A 19,230-nucleotide genomic window follows, 5' to 3' on the forward strand; every position below is an offset into this window, starting at 1 on the left:
GGCCCGCCCTCTTGAGATTTCCGCGCCGTGGACGTGTGCTCCGCGGCGTTTTCCGTTCGAAGGTTTGACATGGCCAACAACCCCGGCGCCCGCAAGGCGATCCGCAAGATCGAAGCGCGTACCGAAGTGAACAAGGCGCGCCGTTCGCGCGTCCGCACCTATCTGCGCAAGTTCCAGGAAGCTCTGGCCGGCGGCGACGCCGCCGTCGCCAAGACCGCCTTCATTGAGGCTCAGTCCGAGCTGATGCGCGCCGTCTCCAAGGGCGTCGTTCACAAGAACACCGGCTCGCGCAAGGTCTCGCGCCTGGCCGCCCAGCTGAAGAAGCTGTCTGCCGCCTGAGCCAAAATTAATCCAACAGCGGACGGAGCAGCTGTGGCTGTTTCGTTGTGGGATTATAAAGCAATATCAACGGCGAAGGCGCGCAAGCTCCTTCGCCGTTTTGCGTTGTGTCGCTAACTGTCAAAATCGAAAACACCGATCGTCGAGCCATGATCCGGCCGAAATTCCAAGCGGTGTCAGGGTTTGACGGAGTCAAACAATTTAACTGCAAATCGACCAACGAATCAGCGTTGACCCACCCGGCTCGCGGCGTAAGTTTTGGCCTCTAACGCACTTCCATCCCAGCACGGATGAAGACGGCGCGAGGCCTATGTTTCGCGTCGGCGGGAGATGTCTGTTCAGAGGTTAGACCCCGTCCGAAAAGCATCGCTTTTCGGCGCAGGAGAAGTCGTCCCTGAACCATCGCCCTGAAGCGCGGAAGGTCGGAATGGTTCTTCTAAGGTGGGCGGGCAAAGATGGTTGGGGGCGCAGCGGCGATGGCGGGCGGAACGAAGACGTCGGGACTGACGGATCCGGACCGCATCTGGAGCGAGGCGTCCGTGCGCCTGCGCGCTGAAATCGGCGATGGTCCCTTCTCCTCCTATATCGCCCCGTCGGCCGTCCGCCTGGACAACGCCGGCCATCTGATCCTGGTCACGCCGACTGCCTATGCTCGCGACTGGGTGCGCAAGAACGCCCTGCGTCGCATGAACGAGCTGTGGCTGGGCCTGGATGGCCTGTCACGCCGCCTCGAAGTGCGCTGCCGCGCCGAAGTGGGATCGGCCCCGCCGGCCTCGGCCGTGATGCCGGGCAATGTGGTGGACGCCGCCCCACGCCTGGCCGCCTTCGCCGCCTCGCCGCAGATGGCTCCCGCCGCCCCGATCAGCGCTGACGGCGCCCGCGCCGTTCGCGCCGCCGGTCTGCAGGATCGCCTGACGTTCGACAGCTTCGTTGAGGGTCAGGGCAACGCCTTCGCCCTCGCCATCGCCAAACAGGTGGCCAGCTGGGCCGACGGACACTTCAACCCCGTCTTCTTCTGCGGCCCCTACGGCTACGGCAAGACCCACCTGCTGAACGCCATCGCCTGGGAGGCCCAGCGTCTGCGTCCCGAGGCCAAGGTCGTCTATCTGACCGCCGAACGTTTCCTGTCGACCTTCGTCAAGGCGATGCAGGACCGCTCGACCGCCGCCTTCAAGGAAAGCCTGCGCTCGGCCGACATGCTGCTGGTGGACGACGTCCAGTTCGTGGGCGGCAAGACGTCGACCCAGGAAGAACTGCTCTCGACCCTGACCGCCCTGATCGAGGACGGCAAACGCATCGTCTTCTCGGCCGATCGTGCGCCCATGGCCCTGACCGAGGTCGAGCCGCGCCTGCGCAGCCATCTCGCCGCCGGCCTGACCTGCCCGGTCGAGGCGGGCGACCGCGAGTTGAAGATCGCCGTGGCCCAGAACCGTCTGAAGGCGCTGTCGGCTCTGGGCGTCGTCCAGGGCGAGGCCAACCCGGAGGTCCTGGCCCAGCTGGTGGACCGCACCCCCGGTTCCATGCGCGAGCTTGAGGGCGCCGTGAACACCCTGGCCGCCGCTGCGGGCGCGCGCCTGTCGTCGGTGTCGGTCGATGAAGCCTCGACCCTGCTGGGCATGGCCATGCGCGGCGGTCCCGAGCGTCGCATCACCGTGGACGAGATCCAGAAGACGGTCGCCGACCACTTCAACATGAAACAGGCCGACCTGCTCAGCGAGCGCCGCACCCGTTCGGTCGCCCGCCCGCGCCAGATCGCCATGTATCTGTGCAAGCAGCACACGACCCGCTCCTACCCCGACATCGGTCGCCGTTTCGGCGGGCGCGACCACACCACGGTCCTGCACGGCGTGCGCAAGATCGAGGAGCTGATGCCGCAGGACGATCAGATCGCCCGCGACGTCGAGGCCCTGACGCGCAAGCTGCGGGGCTGATTTCGAGCGGCGAGTGACGCGTGGCGAGTGACGAGTGAGGAGAAACTGTCTCCTCCTACCGAGTTGCCCCCAATATCCACTCGCCACTCGCCACTAACCACGCGCCACTTCCTTGCAGCCCGCGCCCAATCCGCTAGTGTCCCAGGTCACTTAACCGCAGCCGCCTTGCGAGTCGGCCGCGCCGGGCGAGACGACATGCAGCTGACCATCGAACGATCCGCGCTCCTGAAGGCCCTGGGCCACGTGCAGAGCGTCGTCGAACGTCGAAACACCATTCCGATCCTGTCCAACGTCCTGCTGAGCGCGGGCCGCGACCGGCTGGCCTTCGCCGCCACCGATCTGGACATGGAAATGGTGGACGAGGCCGAGGCCCAGGTTCAGGTCGAGGGTCAGATCACGGCCCCCGCCCACACCCTGTACGAGATCGTGCGCAAGCTGCCGGAAGGCGCCGAGGTCTCGCTGCTTTATTCGGGCGACGATCCGCGCCTGGTCGTCTCGGCCGGCCGGTCGCGCTTCAACCTGCCGGTCCTGCCGGCCGGCGACTTCCCCGTGATGTCCACAGACAGCGCCGGCGCCTCCTATGTCCTGCCCAAGGAGGATCTGGCCCGCCTGATCGACAAGACCCGGTTCGCCGTCTCGACCGAGGAAACGCGCTACTATCTGAACGGCCTGTATCTGCACACGGTCGCCGAGGCTGGCATTCCGCTGTTGCGCGCCGTCGCCACCGACGGCCACCGCCTGGCCCTGGCAGAGACCCCAGCTCCTGAGGGCGCGGCCGGCGGCCCCGGCGTCATCGTGCCGCGCAAGACGGTGGATCAGGTCCGTCGCCTGCTGGACGACGCCGGCGGCCCGGTCGAGGTCACCGTCTCGGCCCAGAAAATCCGCTTCCAGATGGGCGAGGCGTCCCTGACCTCCAAGGTCATCGACGGCGCCTTCCCCGACTATCTGCGCGTCATCCCGCGCGGCAACGACAAACAGGCCGACATCGACAACGCCCTGTTCGCCAAGGCCGTCGACCGCGTCGCCACCATCTCGGCCGAGAAGAGCCGTTCGGTGAAACTGGCGTTCGACAACGACCGCGTGAAGCTGACCGTGCGCAACATGGAAGCCGGCCAGGCCGAGGAAGAGGTCGAGATCGGCTATTCCGACGAACCGTTCGAGATCGGCTTCAACGCCCGCTACCTGCTGGACGTCGCCGGCCAGATCACGGGCGAAAACGCCGCCTTCCGCTTCGCCGACCCGGCCTCGCCGACCCTGGTGCTCGATCCGGGCGATCCCGGCGTTCAATATGTGCTGATGCCGCTGCGGGTGTAATCCTGCCTCACGCGCGTTAGAGAGCGAGCGTGATCACCTCCCTCACACTCACCGACTTCCGCTCCTATGCAGGGGCGCGGCTGGAGATGACCTCCGGGCCTGTCGTGCTGCATGGGCCGAACGGGGCGGGAAAGACCAATCTTCTGGAGGCGATCAGTCTCCTGACCCCCGGCAAGGGGCTGCGGGGCGCCACCGCCGCCGAGATGGGTCGGCGCGAGCCGGGCGAGGCGACAGGACGCGCCTGGGCCGTCATGGTCGAACTGGACGACGAGACGCGGCTGGGCACCGGCGTTCAGACGGCGGGCGCCGCGCGGCGCATCGTGCGGATCGACGGCGAGACGGCCCAGCCGGGGCGGCTGCTCGATTATCTGCGTCCCGTCTGGGCGACGCCGGAACAGGACCGTCTGTTCTCGGACGCGCGCGCCGAGCGGCTGAAGTTCTTCGACCGGCTAGTCTTCGCCGCCGATCCCGACCACGCCGCCAGCGTCTCCGCCTATGAAAAGGCCCTGCGCGAGCGGCTGCGCCTGCTGAACGACGCCCAGGACGGCCGTGAGGCGGACCCCGTCTGGCTGGACGCCCTGGAGGTTCGGCTGGGCGAGGCCGGCGCCCGCGCCTCCCTGGCCCGCGTCGCCGCCCTGCACGCGCTTCAGGCCGCCATCGACGCCCGCAGCGATCGGCCCTTCCCGCAGGCCGACCTCGGCCTGGACGGCGGCGCTGAACAAATGGCCGAAGCGGGCGCCGAGGAGGACGAGATCGCCGCCGCCATCCGCGAGGGCCTGGCCAAGGCCCGCGCCCGCGACGGTGCCGCCGGCCGCTCGCTGTTCGGGCCGCACCGCACCGACCTGACCGCGCTTCACCGCGAGAAACAGCGCCCTGCGGCCGAGGGCTCTTCCGGTGAGCAGAAGGCCTTGGTCCTGAACCTGATTTTGGCCCAGATCGCGCGGCTTTCAGATCATGCTGCGCGCCCGATCCTGCTGCTGGACGAAGCCCCCGCCCACCTCGACGAAGCGCGCCGCACAGCCCTGTTCGACGAGATCACGGCGCTGGATCTTCAGGCCTTCATGACCGGGACCGAACACGACCTGTTCGCCGGTCTGGAAGGCCGCGCCCAGTTCGTCCGCGTGGCCGGCGGCGCGCTGGAAACCGACTAGGCTGCAATCGCGGAATTCCTCGCTTTTTCACCGGAATTTCCTATATGTTGCGGGCTTCGGCGCGGTGCGATCCCGCCGTCGATTCGAGCGCCGGGTCCGGCGCTCCATCCCCGTCCCGGTCGGGACTTCAGAGCCAATGACTTTATGACCGATCCGATTGCCGACCTGCCCGAATACGGCGCCGATTCCATCAAGGTTCTCAAAGGCCTGGACGCCGTGCGCAAACGCCCCGGCATGTATATCGGCGACACCGACGACGGTTCGGGCCTGCACCATATGGTCTATGAGGTGGTCGATAACGCCATCGACGAGGCCTTGGCCGGCCACGCCGACCTGGTCCAAGTCATCCTGAACAGCGATGGCTCGGTCACCGTGACCGACAACGGCCGCGGCATTCCCACCGGCATCCACGAAGGCGAAGGCGTCTCGGCGGCCGAGGTCATCATGACCCAGTTGCACGCCGGCGGTAAGTTCGACCAGAACTCCTACAAGGTGTCCGGCGGCCTGCACGGCGTGGGCGTGTCCGTGGTCAACGCCCTGTCCGACTGGCTGGAGCTGAAGATCTATCGCGACGGCAAGGCGCACCAGATGCGCTTCGAGCGCGGCGACACGGTCAAGTCGCTGGAAGTCACCGGCGACGCTCCCATTCGCGAGGACACCGGCAAGCCGCTGAGCGGCACCGAGGTCACCTTCTTCCCGTCCGTCACGACCTTCAGCCACATCGACTTCGACCTGAAGACGCTGGAACACCGTCTGCGCGAACTGGCCTTCCTGAACTCGGGCGTGGTCATCAAGCTGGCCGACCAGCGCCACGCCGAGCCGGTCGAGATGATCCTGCACTACGAGGGCGGTGTCGAAGCCTTCGTGCGCCACCTCGACAAGTCCAAGACGCCGATCCTGAAGGACGTCATCGTCATTCGCGGCAAGAAGGAAGGGATCGAACTGGATCTCGCCCTTTGGTGGAACGACAGCTACCACGAGACCATGCTGTGCTTCACCAACAACATCCCCCAGCGGGATGGAGGCACCCACCTGTCGGCCTTCCGCGCCAGCCTGACGCGCGTCATGGGCGGCTATATCGAGAGCTCGGGCGCCGGCAAAAAAGAGAAAGTGTCTGTCACCGGCGAGGACGCGCGCGAGGGCCTGACCTGCGTCCTGTCGGTCAAGGTGCCGGATCCCAAGTTCAGCTCGCAAACCAAGGACAAGCTGGTCTCCTCCGAAGTGCGTCCGGCCGTCGAAAGTCTGTGCTCGGAAGGCCTGTCGACCTGGTTCGAGGAGCATCCGGTCGAGGCCAAGCAGATCGTGGCCAAGATCATCGAGGCGGCGTCAGCGCGTGAGGCCGCCCGCAAGGCCCGCGACCTGACCCGGCGCAAGTCGGCGCTGGAAATCTCGAGCCTGCCGGGCAAGCTGGCCGACTGCCAGGAGCGCGATCCCGCCAAGTCCGAACTGTTCATCGTCGAGGGCGATTCCGCCGGCGGCTCGGCCAAACAGGCGCGCAACCGCGAGAACCAGGCCGTCCTGCCTCTGCGCGGCAAGATCCTGAACGTCGAGCGCGCGCGTTTTGACCGGATGCTGTCGTCGGACCTGATCGGCACGCTGATCCTAGCGCTGGGCACCGGCATCGGCCGCGACGACTTCAACGCCGACAAGCTGCGCTATCACAAGATCATCCTGATGGCGGACGCCGACGTCGACGGCGCCCACATCCGCACCCTGCTGCTGACCTTCTTCTATCGCCAGATGCCCGAGCTGATCACGCGCGGCCACGTCTATATCGCCCAACCGCCTCTCTATAAGGTCTCCAAGGGCAAGCAATCGCGCTACCTGAAGGATCAGGCCGAGATGGACGCCTATCTGATCGAGGAAGGCTCGTCAGAGGCCGAGCTGGACCTGTCCACTGGCGAGCGTCGCCTGGGTCTGGACCTGCAATCGCTGGTGCGCGAGGCCAAGGCCTTCAGCGCCAGCGTCGATCGCCTCAGCCAGCGCGCCCCCGCCTTCGCTATCGAACAGGCGGCGCTCGCCGGTCTGTTCGCCGAGCATTCGGACATGGCGACCGCCTCGGCCGCCGCCGCCGTGCGCCTGAACCTCTATGCCGAAGAGGGCGATGGCGAGTGGACGGGCGCGCCGGGCGAACAGGGCGCCGTAGTCTTCACCCGCACCCGTCGCGCGGTGCAGGAGACCATCGTGCTGGAGGAGACCCTGATCCGCTCGCTGGACGCCCGTCGTCTGGCCGAACGCGCAGCCGCTTTCGACGGCGTCTTCGTCGCCCCCGCCACCTACCGCCGCAAGGACAAGTCCACGACCATTCGCGGTCCGCTGGACTTGCTGACCGCCGTGCTGGATGCCGGTAAGAAGGGCCTGTCGATCCAGCGCTACAAGGGCCTGGGCGAAATGAACCCCGAGCAGCTGTGGGAGACGACGCTGGACGTCAACGCCCGCACCCTGTTGCAGGTCTCGGTCGAGCACGAGGAAGACGCCAACGACCTTTTCGCCAAACTGATGGGCGACGTGGTCGAACCCCGGCGCGAGTTCATCCAGGACAACGCTCTGGACGCGGCCGTCGACGTCTGATGGGCGAAAGGGCGCGGCGGCCTACTGGCCGCGTCCGCCCGCGATGAAGGCCTGGATGGTCGGGAAGGCCGCCGTCTGGGGCCGCATGTCCTCACAGGCGAAGGATTTGATGGCGTGGTATATGCCGCCGCTGGGCGTCGCTTCCCACGGCGTGTCCTCGGAATAGCGATCGGTTTCCGCCCCGTCCGCGCCATAGGTCACCGTCGCGCCCGAACGCGACTGGCCGTCCGAACACCGCACAATGACCTCTTCGGTTTCATGGCTGAGATTGGTCGCCTCCCCGCGCGCGGGCACCCGCGCCATTCGCGTCGTCGCCACGCCGTCCACCGGCGTCAGCGCATCGACATCCACCAGATAGACGGTGGCGTCGCTGCGTGAAAACGTGGCCCAGCTTTCGGCCGCCGATGGCGATGCGATCGCCGCCGTCGCCAGGATCGCCGCCACGCCGATTGTTCTGATCATCCTCTTCCCTCCCCAGGGCAAGACGATCATTTCATACCCGCGCAAGCGAGAATTCAATCTCTCCCGAAGACTTCGAAAGCGTTTTTGATCAGGGCCGATCGCGAGACGGCAGGGCCTCGATCTCTGCGGTCGTCAGCTTCCTGGCGATGCGCACGCGGCACGGTTGAGGGCCCGTCGCCGGACTGAGCAGTGAGGCCTGATCGCCGGGACACAGTCGGCTGGATCCGGCGACAGGTTCCAAGGCAATCGACAGGGCGCGGGTCATGTCGCGACAGAAGGGGGTTTCGATCTGAAACACCCCGGCGTCGGCTGTGCGGACATACAGGGTCTGGTCGTTCGGCGCGGTGAAGTTGCGCACCAGATTGGGCCGGAAGCACTGGCCGGCGTCGGCGCGGCTGGCCGTCGCCACGCCCGGCGACGGCGCACAGGCCGACAGTACGAGGAGAGCCGCAGACGACAGAATGAGGCGATGCATAGTCAACTCCTGAACAAGCCCCCGCTTCATCCTGCGCGCGTCGGCGAGGATGATGCAAGGGCGTCCGCCAGAACCGAAGACCGACGGGGCGATACGCGCGCCGCCAGATCTCGCGGCAGGGGCGAGGGCCGACCAAGGACGAGGGCGGCGATATGCTCGCCCAGCAAGGGCCCGACGCAAAAGCCGCGCGACCCCAGACCGCCGAGTACATAGAGTCCATCATCGAGAGCGCCCGCCACAGGCAGGCGATCCGGCGTCGTGGCGCGGACTGCCGCCCGATGCTGCACCGGCGCGGCCGCCGCGATGCGCTTGGCCAACGCCGGCAAGCGCGCTTCCAAGGTCGCCAGATTTCGCGCGCTGTCGTCCTCGCGCGGCGTCGCGTCGGTGTCGCCCCGATCATGGGTCGCGCCGAACAATACCCCTTGGCCCGTCGGGACCGCATAGCCGCCCCAGGCCATGGGGTGGACGGTCGCGTCCCCGTCGATCCAGTCCGCCTGCCCCCGCACGGGCGACAGGCGCGGCGTCTGGTCGAACCCTTCTAACAGGGCGGCCGATCCCCAACCGGCGGCGAGAACCACCGCATCGACCTCGCCCAGCACCGCGTCGTTTTCGCCGATCAGCCGCCAGTGGCCGTCGGCGTGCTCCAGCCGTGTCACGCGCTCAGAGCGCATCTCCGCGTCCGAAAGCCATTTCGAGAGCACCGCCGCAGGGCGCAGCGCGAATGCTCCCTTCATCAGCAGACCGCCTTGCCCCGTTGCTTCGCCGGCGACGGCTGACGCCGCCCCTTCGTCCAGCACCGCCATGTCATCGTCATTCCAGATCGGCTGGCGAGCGATCTTTTCGAACCGGACCGCATCCCGCGGCGCCTGGGGGAGTTGCAGCACGCGGTGGCCCGTTACGGCATCCGGGATCGAGGCATACAGATGTGCCGCCCGCTCCAGCGCCTGGGCGTGCAGGGCGGCGATGCCGAGGTCGCCGGCGTCCAGACGCGGCGTGACCAGGGCCGCCGGAAAGCCAGAGCCACCCGCGCCGGGGCGCTCACCCTCGAACACCATCGCCCGGACGCCCTGCGCCGTCATCGCGCGCGCCACCGAGGCGCCGGCGATACCCGCGCCGATCACGGCGACGCGGGGCAGCGGCGACGGTTCGAACACTGAGGGGAGACGCGCCTCAAGCCGCTCGCGCTTGCGGCCATGACCGGGGCGCTTCTCGACGATGAAGCCCTGCCCAGCCAGGCCCCGCCGCACGGCTCCGGCGACGGTGAAGGTGGCCAGGCGCGCGCCCGGCGCCGAGCGCCTAGCGATCAAGGCCATCACTTCGGGCGACCACATGCCCGGGTTCAGCGCAGGCGAGAAACCGTCCAGGAACCAGGCGTCCGCCGCTCCCGACCACTGCTCCAGCGCCCAGGCCGCATCGCCCACCGCCAGGTCCAGCACGGCGTCGAAGCCCGGCAGATCCACCCGGTGAAAGCCCGGCGTCGCGGCCGGCCAGTTTGCGATCAAGGCCTCGGTCGCCACCGCCAGTTCGGGCCAGGCGCCCAGCGCCCGCGCCGCTTCCGCCGCCGTCAGCGGAAACCCCTCGATAGAAAAGATGTGCAGCCGCCCGCCCTCGGGCCGCGTCCGTCGCCACAGATCCAGCAGGGCGGCGATGTTCAACCCCGTGCCGAACCCCAGCTCGGCCACCGTGAAATGATCTCGCCCCATCCAGGCGTCCGGCAGGCCGCAACCTTCCAGAAACACCGCCCGCGTTTCAGCCAACCCGTCGTCTCGCGAGAAATAGACGTCGCCGAATCGGCCGGAGCGCGGCTCGCCCTCTTCGGTCCAGGTGAGCAGGGGCGAGGCGTCATCATCAGGCGTCATCGCGCGGCTCTAGCACCTTCGTCGCCGACATGAAAAAGGCCGCCCCCGTCGGAGCGGCCTCTTTGGGCTTTGGTTTCGACGCGGCCTAGTGGGCGGCCGCCGGACCATGCGCAGGTTCGGCCGGCGCGACAGGCGCGGGCGCGGCGGCGGAGGCGTCGGCGCCCTGCATCGTCGTGGCGGCCTGGGCGGCGGTGTCTTCCTGAATGGCCTGATTGGCCGCCGCTTCGGCGTCCTTGGCCGCCTGATCGACCGTCAAAGCGGCTTCTTCAGCGCTGCCGGCGGCCTCGACAGCATCGGTGGCCGGCGCTTCGGCCTTTTCTTCCGGGGCCTTGCTACAGGCGGCCAGGACCAGGAGCGCAGCGGATGCGGCGACGAGGGCTTTGATACGCATGAAGATGTCTCCGAAGCTTGCGAGACCGGAACGTCTCTTGGCGCAAACGATAGGGCCGCCGCGCGCGGCAGGGCAAGTTAAGATCAGGAAAGTCGGGATCAGTCGGCAGTGATGCTGTTCAGCGCCTCTTCCATCTCGCCGAACGACGGCTGCGCCGACGACGGGATGTCGCCCCGGCCGATCTCGACCGAAATCTGGGCTGCGTTGCCGTGCAGGTGGGCCACCAGCACAGACTGAATGATTTTATAGTAGGCGGCTTCCTCGTTGATGATGGCCGTCAGGCGCGCCGCGAATGGACCGACCAGACCATAGGCCAGGAACACGCCCATGAAGGTGCCGACCAGGGCGCCGCCGATCATGCCGCCCAGAACCTCGGGCGGCTCAGTGATTGAACCCATGGTCTTGATGACCCCCAGCACGGCGGCGACGATGCCCAACGCAGGCAGGCCGTCGGCCAGGTTCTGAAGCGCGTGGGCGTTTTCCAGATGCTCGTGATGGTGCTTTTCGAGCTGCTTTTCCATCGCATCCTCGACCTGGTGCGGATCCTCCAGGTTCATCGTCATCATCCGCAGGGTGTCGCAGATGAAGTCGACGGCGAAATGGTCCTTCAGCACCTTGGGATACTTCTGGAAGATGGTCGATTCCTTGGGCTTTTCGATATGGCTTTCCAGCGCCACCACGCCCTTGGACTTCATCGTCTTGGTCAGCTGGAACAGCAGCGACAGCAGGTCCTTATAGTCCTGCTTCTTCCACTTCGGCCCGGCGAAGGTTTTGCCCAGACCCGCCATAGAACCCTTGATCACCGGCAGGGAGTTGGAGATCAGGAAGGCGGCGATGCCCGCCCCACCGATGGCCATCAGCTCGTGCGGCGCGGCGTGCAGGATCACTTCGAACTTGCCGCCCGAAATGGCGTAGCTGCCGAAGACGAGGCCGAACAGCAGCACGATGCCGATGATCTGGAACATGGAGGCGAACAATCCTGACGCGAGAGGTCGGGACTATCGCCATTAATCATTAAGACGGCGTTTCGCGAACGCCGCCTTCCCAGTCGTTACAGACGGCTTTCGCCCTTCAGGATGGCGTTGCGCCCGGCCGCCGTCAGCTTCTGATAACCCGCAGCCCCGCCCCGCACATAGAGGGCGGCGCCGGTCTTGGACGGATCGAAACCATCGACCACCAGATCGGCCTTACGGTATTTGAAGGTGCCGGTCGTCTCCGCCGATTTGATCAGCCGCACGAAGACCGGCTGAGCATAGGCGGGCAGCTTGGCCTCGACATGGTCGGAGAAGGCCTGGGCGTCGAACTTGCCCTCGACCACCAGGGCCGCCATGCCGGCCTTGCCGTCCTGGGCCGGCACAGGCACGCCATAGACGATGGCTTCGGTCACGCCCGGCGCGTCCATCAGCACCTGTTCGACCTCGGAGGTCGAGACGTTCTCGCCCTTCCAGCGGAAGGTGTCGCCCATCCGGTCGACGAAGTAGAAATAGCCTTCCTTGTCCTGCTTCATCAGGTCGCCGGTGCGGAACCAGCGGTCGCCCTTTTTGAACACGTCGGTCAGGATCTTCTTCTGCGAGGCAGCCTTGTCGGCGTAGCCCGAGAAGTCGTGGCGGATGTCGTTGCCGATCAGGCCGATGGCCTCGCCGACCTCGCCGACGCGCGCCAGGCGACACAGACCGTCCGAGCCGCGGATCGGCTGTTCGGTCTCCACGTCGAACTCGACCAGGCGGATATTGATCTGCGACTTCAGGAAGCTCGGCACCCGACCGATCGCGCCCTGTTTGCCGTCGAAGTTGAACAGCGAGACATTGCCTTCGGTCGAGCCGTAGAACTCCAGGATGTCGGGGATCTTGAACCGGCTCTGGAAGTCGGGCCAGACATCGGCGCGCAGGCCGTTGCCGAACGCCAGACGCAGCTTGTGCTTGGTCTCGTCCTCGTGCGGCGGGCAGTTGACCAGATAGCGGCACAGCTCGCCGATATAGACGAACATGGTCGCGCCCGACGAGCGCACGTCGCGCCAGAAGGTGCTGGCCGAGAACTTCTTGCGGATCACCAACCGCGCGCCGTTCAACAGCGCTGCGCCCACGCCGACCAGACCGCCGGTCGAGTGATACAGCGGCAGGACATTGAAGATCCGGTCTTCGGGCGTCGAACGCGTGGCGCCGGCGAAGGCGCGCATATAGGTCCGGGCGCGAGAATGCGGGATGCGCGCCGCCTTGGGCAGACCGGTCGTGCCGGAGGTGTAGATATAAAGGGCGGTGTCGCGGTTGGTCAGGCCTTCGCGCGCCGACTTGGACGGCCGCACCGAAGACCCGCCGCGCACGGGCTTGTCCAGGCCGCGACGGTCGCTGGTCTCCAGATCGTCGGTCAGGCCCAGCACCCAAAGCGCCAGGTTGTGATCGACCAGAGGCCGCGCCTCCTCGATCTGACGCCAGCAATCCTCGTCCGCGACGACGTTGAACGCCTTGGAGATGGCCAGACAGTGGGCCAGCCCCTGCCCGTTCAGATTGGTGTTGATCAGGGCCGTCGCGATGCCGACCTTGGAGAAGCCGATCCACGCCGCCAGATACTCGATCCGGTTGGTCATCATCAGGGCGATGGTGTCGCTGCGACGCAGGCCCCGGTTCTTGGCCCAGTGGGCGAAGCGGTTGGCCATGGCGTCCAGGTCGCGATACGTCAGGGTGCGCTGACCGTCGTCGATGGCGATGTTGTCGGCGAACTTGTCGACGGCTTCTTCGAAGTCGTCGCAGAGCAGGACGTCGCTGTCCAACTCGATCGGCTTGATGCGTTTCAACAGACGGAACAGGCCGCGCGCGAACCGGACATCCCTACGGATATTGGCTACAAAACCCATGCGCGCCGTACTCCGGTCAATGCGTGTTCCACCCGGTCCGGTGATGGACGAAGGCGGCCGGTCGGGTCAACCGTAGGGTCCGCAATCCTTCGCGAACCTGACGAATTGCCGCCCAGCCGTGATCCATTTGTTCGGTTGACGCGGCGGAAATCCAGAGCACCGCCCTGCTTTTTGTTGCCGCATTGACGGCAAATGCGGCGGCCGCGCGCACGGTCTTCGCCCCATTGCGGGCGGAAACGGTGTTTCTTCGGGGCTTTTGCGCTTTACGCGGAACACCGTTGCGGAACGGCGGGTTGGTTGATCGACGTTATGGAGGACAGAAACAATGTCTATGACCTATGCCAACGCCAATACCGAAGCCCGCGCCGACGACACGACCTTCGTCCCGCGTTACGCTCGCACGACCAAGTCCAAGAAGTCGGTGAAGACTTGGATGATCCTGGCCCCGATCGGCGCGGTGGTGCTGCTGGGCAGCGGCGTCGCCATGATGATGGGCGGCGAACAGGCCGCTCCGGCCCAGCCCGCCGAGACGGCCGCACCGGCCATGCAGACCGCGCCCGCCGCGATGACGGCCGCCCAGGCGCCGGTCACGCCCGCTCCGGCCGAGGCTACGCCGACTGCGGCTCCGACGCCCGCCGCCGCGCCTGCGCCGGTCGCTCGCCGCGCCGAACCCGTGGCTCGTCGCGCTGCGCCGGCCGTTGAACGGCCTGCCGCTGCCCGTGTTGAGACGCCGGCTACGCCTTCGGGTCCGCAACCTTACACCGCGCCAGCCGCCTCGACGTCGAGCACCAGCCAGTTAAACACCGCGCCCCCAGCTTCGACCCCGGCTCCGGTCGTGACCACGCCCGCCGCGCCGGCGATCACGGTCCAGCCGCTGAACTGATCTCAGCAGAATAATGGAAAGCCCCGGTTTCGGCCGGGGCTTTTTCTATGATCGAGGTTCAGGCGCCGCTGACGCGCCAGATGACATTGCCCACATCATCGGCGACCAGCAGGGCGCCTTCTCGGTCGATCTGCACCCCGACGGGCCGGCCTTGCGCCTGACCCCGGGCGTTCAGAAATCCGGTCAGAACATCCTGCGGCGGCCCGGCGGGACGTCCATCGACGAACGGCACGAAGATCACCTTGTAGCCGCTGCGCACGCTGCGATTCCACGATCCATGCTGGCCGACGAAAACGCCCGAGCGCAAGGCTGGCGGCAACAGGTTCGCGCCTTGTCCGAATGTCAGCCCCAACGACGCCGTGTGCGCGCCGAGAGCGTAATCCGGACGGATCGCGCGCGCGACCATCGCCGGATTGGCGGGTGGGCGCGTATCGACAGTCTGGCCGTAATAGCTCCACGGCCAGCCATAGAAGGCGCCCGGCGTCACCGACGTCATATAGTCGGGCACCAGATCGTCGCCGATTTCATCACGCTCGTTGACCGCGACCCATAGCTGGCCGGTCTGAGGGTTCCAGTCCATTCCGACCGGATTGCGCAGGCCCGAGGCATAGACCTGCCGCGCGCCCGTCGCTGGATCGATCTCCAGGATGGCCGCGCGATCGACTTCCTCATCCAGGCCGTTTTCGCCGACGTTGGAGTTCGATCCGACCCCGACATAAAGCCGCCGGCCGTCCGGGCCGGCGACAAGGCTCTTGGTCCAGTGGTGATTGCGGCCGGCGGGCAGGTCTGCGACCTTCGTGGCCGCAGCGTCGATCTGCGTCTGGCCGCTCTGATACGGAAACGCCACAACCGCATCGGCGTTGGCGACGTACAGCCGGTCGCCGACCAGAGCCATGCCAAACGGCGAGCTCAGTCCGGTCAGGAAATCGCTCTTGATCTCCGCTGCGCCGTCGCCGTCCGCGTCCCGCAGCAGGACAATCTTGTTGGGGCTCGGGACACCGGCGCCGGCCTTGGCCATGACCTTGCCCATCACCCAGCCACGCAGACCGCCCTTCTTGTCTTCGGGCTTGGGCGGTGCATTCGACTCCGCGACCAGAATATCGCCGTTGGGCAGGCGATAGAGCCAGCGCGGGTGATCAAGGCCGGTCGCGAACGCCTGTACGCGCAAACCCGCCGCCGCGACCGGCGTCGCGCCTTCGGGCCAGCTCGACGCCGGGGCGATGTTGACGGTGGGCAGCAAGCCCTGACGCGGCGCCGGCAGTTGCGGGTCCGGACCAAACCCCGCCGCGACGGGCAAGGCTGTCCCGCCCGCGCAGGCCCCCAGACCGATCACCGTCGCGAGCAGTGTCGAGGCGAACAGAACCGTCCGTGACGAGCGCATGGCCTTTGATCCTTACCGCGCCGGTTGGGCCGGGAACTCCAGACGACTGACGTCGTATCCGAGGGCCCGCGCCCGTTCGGTCAAGGCGCGCACCTGCTGCTCGCTGGGCAGTTCACGCGTGTAGATGAACAGGCGCTCGAACGTCGGATCGGCCGAGATGAACCAGCTGTAGTCGTCCGCCCGATCCAGCACCCAATAATCCCAGGTCACGAACCCGGCCAGATACTTGACCCTCAGCTTGGCGTTGGTGCCCGGATCGAGGATTTCGCCCCGCCCGCCGATGGCCTTTTCCTTGCCCTGCGGCGTGCCGACCTGACAGGTGTCGCGCACATCGACGCGTGTGCCCTCCACCGGCGTATAGATCGACGCGCCGGCGACGCAGCCGTCGGTCAGCCGATCCGGCAGGCGCGCGATCTCGTGCCAGCGCCCGGACCACAGACGCTGCACGTCCACCGGCTTGGCCGGCTGGGGCGCGCGATATTCGGAAGGCGACGGCGCGGTCACGCATCCCGCCAGCGCGATCGCGGCGGCGGCGGATGCGGCGAGGGATTTCAAGCTGGACATGGGCGTTTCCGTTTCGAAGCCATAAGCCGCTTTCAGCGACCCTGGTTCCGTTACGCTTCGACGACGAAATCGGACGCTGCGGGCCGAAAATCTCACAGCGGACGACAGTAACCCTCGCTTGTCCCCTGGCGCGCATTGGCGTTGTCACATGGCGTTCGACGGAGACGCCTAGGTGAATATCGCCACCCTGACCAGAAACAGCCTCGCCCTGCGCCCTGCGCGCCTGACGCACCTTCAGCGCCTGGAGGCCGAGAGCATCAACATCCTGCGCGAGGTGGCGGCCGAGGCCGAGCGTCCGGTCATGCTGTATTCGATCGGCAAGGATTCAGCCGTCATGCTGCACTTGGCGAAGAAGGCCTTCTATCCGTCCAGGCCGCCCTTCCCGCTTCTGCACGTCGACACGACGTGGAAGTTCCGCGCCATGTACGCGATGCGCGAACAGGCGGCGGCCGATCTGGGCGTCGAACTGCTGGTCCACCAGAACCCCGACGCCCTCGCACGCGGCATCAACCCCTTCGATCACGGCTCGGCTCTGCACACGGACCTGTGGAAGACCGAGGGGCTGAAACAGGCCCTGAACCGTTACGGCTTCGACGCGGCCTTCGGCGGCGCCCGTCGCGACGAGGAGAAGTCGCGCGCCAAGGAACGCATCTTTTCCTTCCGCACGGCCGAACACCGTTGGGACCCCAAGAACCAGCGCCCCGAACCCTGGCGGCTCTACAACACGCGCAAAAGGCCCGGTGAGAGCATCCGCGTCTTCCCGATCTCAAACTGGACCGAGCTGGACGTCTGGCAATACATCCACCTGGAGCGGATCCCCATTGTGCCTCTCTACCTCGCCGCCGAAAGGCCAGTGGTGGAGCGTGACGGCACCCTGATCATGGTCGATGACGACCGGTTCCGACTGCGTCCCGGCGAGACGCCGCAGATGAAGTCCGTGCGCTTCCGCACCCTGGGCTGCTACCCCCTGACCGGCGCGGTCGAGAGCACGGCCGCGACCCTGCCCGAGGTGATCCAGGAAATGCTTCTGACCACCACCTCCGAGCGACAGGGGCGGATGATCGACCACGACCAGTCCGCCTCGATGGAGAAGAAGAAGCAGGAGGGCTATTTCTGATGGCCCACCAATCAGACCTGATCGCCCGCGACATCGACGCCTATCTGGACGTCCACCGGCACAAGAGCCTGCTGCGCTTCATCACCTGCGGCAGCGTGGACGACGGCAAGTCCACCCTGATCGGGCGGCTGCTCTACGACTCCAAGATGATCTTCGAGGATCAGATGGCGGCGCTGGAGGCGGACAGCCGCCGGGTCGGCACCCAAGGCGGCGACATCGACTTCGCCCTGCTGGTCGACGGCCTGGCCGCCGAGCGGGAGCAGGGCATCACCATTGATGTGGCCTATCGGTTCTTCTCGACCGAAAAGCGCAAATTCATCGTCGCCGACACGCCAGGCCACGAACAGTACACGCGCAACATGGTCACCGGCGCCTCGACCGCCGACGCCGCCGTCATCCTGATTGACGCGCGCCGGGGCGTCCTGACCCAGACGCGGCGTCACGCCTATCTGGTCAGCCTGCTGGGCATCCGCCACGTCATCCTGGCGGTCAACAAGATGGACCTCATGGGCTGGTCCCAGTCCGTGTTCGATTCCATTGTTTCCGACTTCCGCGCCTTCGCCGGTCAGATCGGGCTGAAGGGCTTCGACGCCATTCCGATGTCGGCCCTGCGCGGGGACAACATCACCGAGCCCAGCGCCCATTCGCCCTGGTACGCCGGCCCGCCGCTGATGCACCTCTTGGAAACGTTGGAGGTCGGCGACGATCTTCAGGCCGATCCGTTCCGCCTGCCGGTGCAATGGGTCAACCGGCCCAACCTCGACTTCCGCGGCTTCTCCGGCCAGATCGCCGCCGGGACCGTGCGCCCGGGCGACCCGGTGCGCGTCCTGCCGTCGGGCAAGACCTCGACCGTCGCTCGCATCGTCACCGCCGGCGGAGATCTGGATCAGGCCGTCGCCGGTCAGTCGATCACCCTGACCCTGGACGACGAGATCGATGTCTCGCGCGGCGACGTCCTGGCCAGCGCCGACGCCTCGCCCGAGGCGGCCGACCAGTTCGAGGCCACCGTGGTCTGGATGGACGACGAGCCCCTGCTGCCTGGCCGCCCCTACCTGCTCAAGATCGGCGCAAAGCTGGTGGGCGCCACCATCACCGAGCCCAAGCACAAGGTGAACGTCAACACCCTGGAACAGCAACCGGCCCGTCGGCTGGAGCTGAACGAGATCGGGGTCTGCAACCTGTCGCTGGATGCCCCGGTCGCCTTCGCCCCCTATGCCGAGAACAAGGATCTGGGCGGCTTCATCCTGATCGACCGGATCTCGAACCGCACGGTCGGGGCGGGTTTGCTGCACTTCGCCCTGCGCCGCGCCCACAACATCCATTGGCAGGCTCTGTCGGTGGACAAGGACGCTCGAGCAGCCATCAAGAACCAGAAAGGGCGCGTCGTCTGGCTGACCGGCCTGTCCGGCGCAGGCAAGTCGACCATCGCCGATCTGGTGGAAAAGCGGCTGCACGCCGACGGTCGCCACACCTATCTGCTGGACGGCGACAATGTCCGCCACGGGCTGAATCGCGACCTGGGCTTCACCGAAGAGGACCGGGTCGAGAACATCCGCCGCGTCGCCGAAGTGTCGAAACTGATGGTGGACGCCGCCCTGATCGTCCTGGTCAGCTTTATCTCGCCCTTCCGCGCCGAACGCCGTCTGGCCCGCGACCTGCTGGGCGAGGGCGAGTTCGTCGAGGTCCACGTCGACACACCGCTGGCGGTGGCCGAGACCCGCGACGTCAAGGGCCTGTACAAGAAGGCCCGCGCGGGAGAGCTCAAGAACTTCACCGGCATCGACAGCCCCTATGAAGCGCCCGAACACCCCGAGATCGTCGTGGACACCACGACCATGTCGCCCGAGGACGCCGCTGAACGCATCGTCGCCTGGCTGGATGGGCAATTCTCGACCGAGGACTTCGCCATCTAGGTTCGGAACCTTGACCGTTCGCCGGACG

At 66.7% G+C, this 19,230-nt stretch carries 16 protein-coding genes; 8 read left to right on the top strand and 8 right to left on the bottom strand.

The window, feature by feature from the left end; all coding sequences use genetic code 11:
* Positions 1-69 precede the first annotated feature (69 nt).
* From rpsT to gyrB, 5 genes are all read left to right on the top strand, one after another.
* Positions 70-339 carry a 30S ribosomal protein S20 gene (rpsT, locus tag QRN13_RS04600; protein WP_017505938.1) on the top strand — a complete coding sequence of 90 codons (270 nt, stop codon included), beginning with the start codon at positions 70-72 and terminating at the stop codon, positions 337-339.
* Positions 340-794: 455 nt separating this feature from the next.
* Complete coding sequence (gene dnaA / locus QRN13_RS04605; protein WP_284877006.1) at positions 795-2,270, top strand: chromosomal replication initiator protein DnaA; 1,476 nt, start codon at positions 795-797, stop codon at positions 2,268-2,270.
* Between the two features lie 195 nt (positions 2,271-2,465).
* Positions 2,466-3,584 carry a DNA polymerase III subunit beta gene (gene dnaN / locus QRN13_RS04610; RefSeq protein WP_165113673.1) on the top strand — a complete coding sequence of 373 codons (1,119 nt, stop codon included), beginning with the start codon at positions 2,466-2,468 and terminating at the stop codon, positions 3,582-3,584.
* A 29-nt stretch (positions 3,585-3,613) separates the two neighbouring features.
* Positions 3,614-4,735: a DNA replication/repair protein RecF gene (gene recF / locus QRN13_RS04615; RefSeq protein ID WP_284877007.1), complete on the top strand. Its 1,122-nt coding sequence runs from the start codon at positions 3,614-3,616 to the stop codon at positions 4,733-4,735.
* A 144-nt stretch (positions 4,736-4,879) separates the two neighbouring features.
* A complete protein-coding gene (gene gyrB, locus QRN13_RS04620) occupies positions 4,880-7,306 on the top strand; it encodes a DNA topoisomerase (ATP-hydrolyzing) subunit B (RefSeq protein ID WP_284877008.1) in 2,427 nt (808 codons plus the stop codon).
* A 21-nt stretch (positions 7,307-7,327) separates the two neighbouring features.
* Here the strand turns inward: gyrB and QRN13_RS04625 are convergent, their stop codons facing one another.
* From QRN13_RS04625 to QRN13_RS04650, 6 genes are all read right to left on the bottom strand, one after another.
* Positions 7,328-7,768, bottom strand: coding sequence for a hypothetical protein (locus QRN13_RS04625; RefSeq protein WP_284877009.1), 441 nt, complete (start codon positions 7,766-7,768; stop codon positions 7,328-7,330).
* Positions 7,769-7,856: 88 nt separating this feature from the next.
* Positions 7,857-8,243: a DUF6491 family protein gene (locus tag QRN13_RS04630; protein WP_284877010.1), complete on the bottom strand. Its 387-nt coding sequence runs from the start codon at positions 8,241-8,243 to the stop codon at positions 7,857-7,859.
* Positions 8,244-8,269: 26 nt separating this feature from the next.
* Complete coding sequence (gene mnmC1 / locus QRN13_RS04635) at positions 8,270-10,102, bottom strand: FAD-dependent 5-carboxymethylaminomethyl-2-thiouridine(34) oxidoreductase MnmC1 (protein WP_284877011.1); 1,833 nt, start codon at positions 10,100-10,102, stop codon at positions 8,270-8,272.
* Between the two features lie 85 nt (positions 10,103-10,187).
* Positions 10,188-10,493: a hypothetical protein gene (locus QRN13_RS04640; RefSeq protein ID WP_045811531.1), complete on the bottom strand. Its 306-nt coding sequence runs from the start codon at positions 10,491-10,493 to the stop codon at positions 10,188-10,190.
* A gap of 98 nt (positions 10,494-10,591) precedes the next feature.
* Complete coding sequence (gene motA, locus QRN13_RS04645) at positions 10,592-11,458, bottom strand: flagellar motor stator protein MotA (RefSeq protein ID WP_055754172.1); 867 nt, start codon at positions 11,456-11,458, stop codon at positions 10,592-10,594.
* Positions 11,459-11,544: 86 nt separating this feature from the next.
* Complete coding sequence (locus tag QRN13_RS04650; RefSeq protein WP_284877012.1) at positions 11,545-13,344, bottom strand: long-chain-acyl-CoA synthetase; 1,800 nt, start codon at positions 13,342-13,344, stop codon at positions 11,545-11,547.
* A 325-nt stretch (positions 13,345-13,669) separates the two neighbouring features.
* On the opposite strand from QRN13_RS04650, the gene QRN13_RS04655 reads away from it, so the two are divergent.
* Positions 13,670-14,227 (top strand): flagellar basal body-associated FliL family protein, encoded by a 558-nt coding sequence (locus QRN13_RS04655; protein ID WP_284877013.1) that lies wholly within the window; start codon positions 13,670-13,672, stop codon positions 14,225-14,227.
* Between the two features lie 58 nt (positions 14,228-14,285).
* On the opposite strand, the gene QRN13_RS04660 is transcribed toward QRN13_RS04655, so the two are convergent.
* Positions 14,286-15,608 (bottom strand): PQQ-dependent sugar dehydrogenase, encoded by a 1,323-nt coding sequence (locus tag QRN13_RS04660; RefSeq protein WP_284877014.1) that lies wholly within the window; start codon positions 15,606-15,608, stop codon positions 14,286-14,288.
* A 12-nt stretch (positions 15,609-15,620) separates the two neighbouring features.
* Positions 15,621-16,172: a lipocalin family protein gene (locus QRN13_RS04665; protein ID WP_284877015.1), complete on the bottom strand. Its 552-nt coding sequence runs from the start codon at positions 16,170-16,172 to the stop codon at positions 15,621-15,623.
* A gap of 172 nt (positions 16,173-16,344) precedes the next feature.
* Between QRN13_RS04665 and cysD the strand changes: the two genes are divergently transcribed.
* Positions 16,345-17,289: a sulfate adenylyltransferase subunit CysD gene (cysD, locus tag QRN13_RS04670; protein WP_284877016.1), complete on the top strand. Its 945-nt coding sequence runs from the start codon at positions 16,345-16,347 to the stop codon at positions 17,287-17,289.
* Entirely contained in the window at positions 17,289-19,202 is a 1,914-nt protein-coding gene (cysN, locus tag QRN13_RS04675) for a sulfate adenylyltransferase subunit CysN (protein ID WP_284877017.1), read from the top strand. Before cysD ends, cysN begins: the two co-directional genes overlap by 1 nt.
* Positions 19,203-19,230 lie beyond the last annotated feature (28 nt).

It is taken from the genome of Brevundimonas sp. MEB006b (assembly GCF_030209705.1).
Lineage (GTDB): Bacteria > Pseudomonadota > Alphaproteobacteria > Caulobacterales > Caulobacteraceae > Brevundimonas.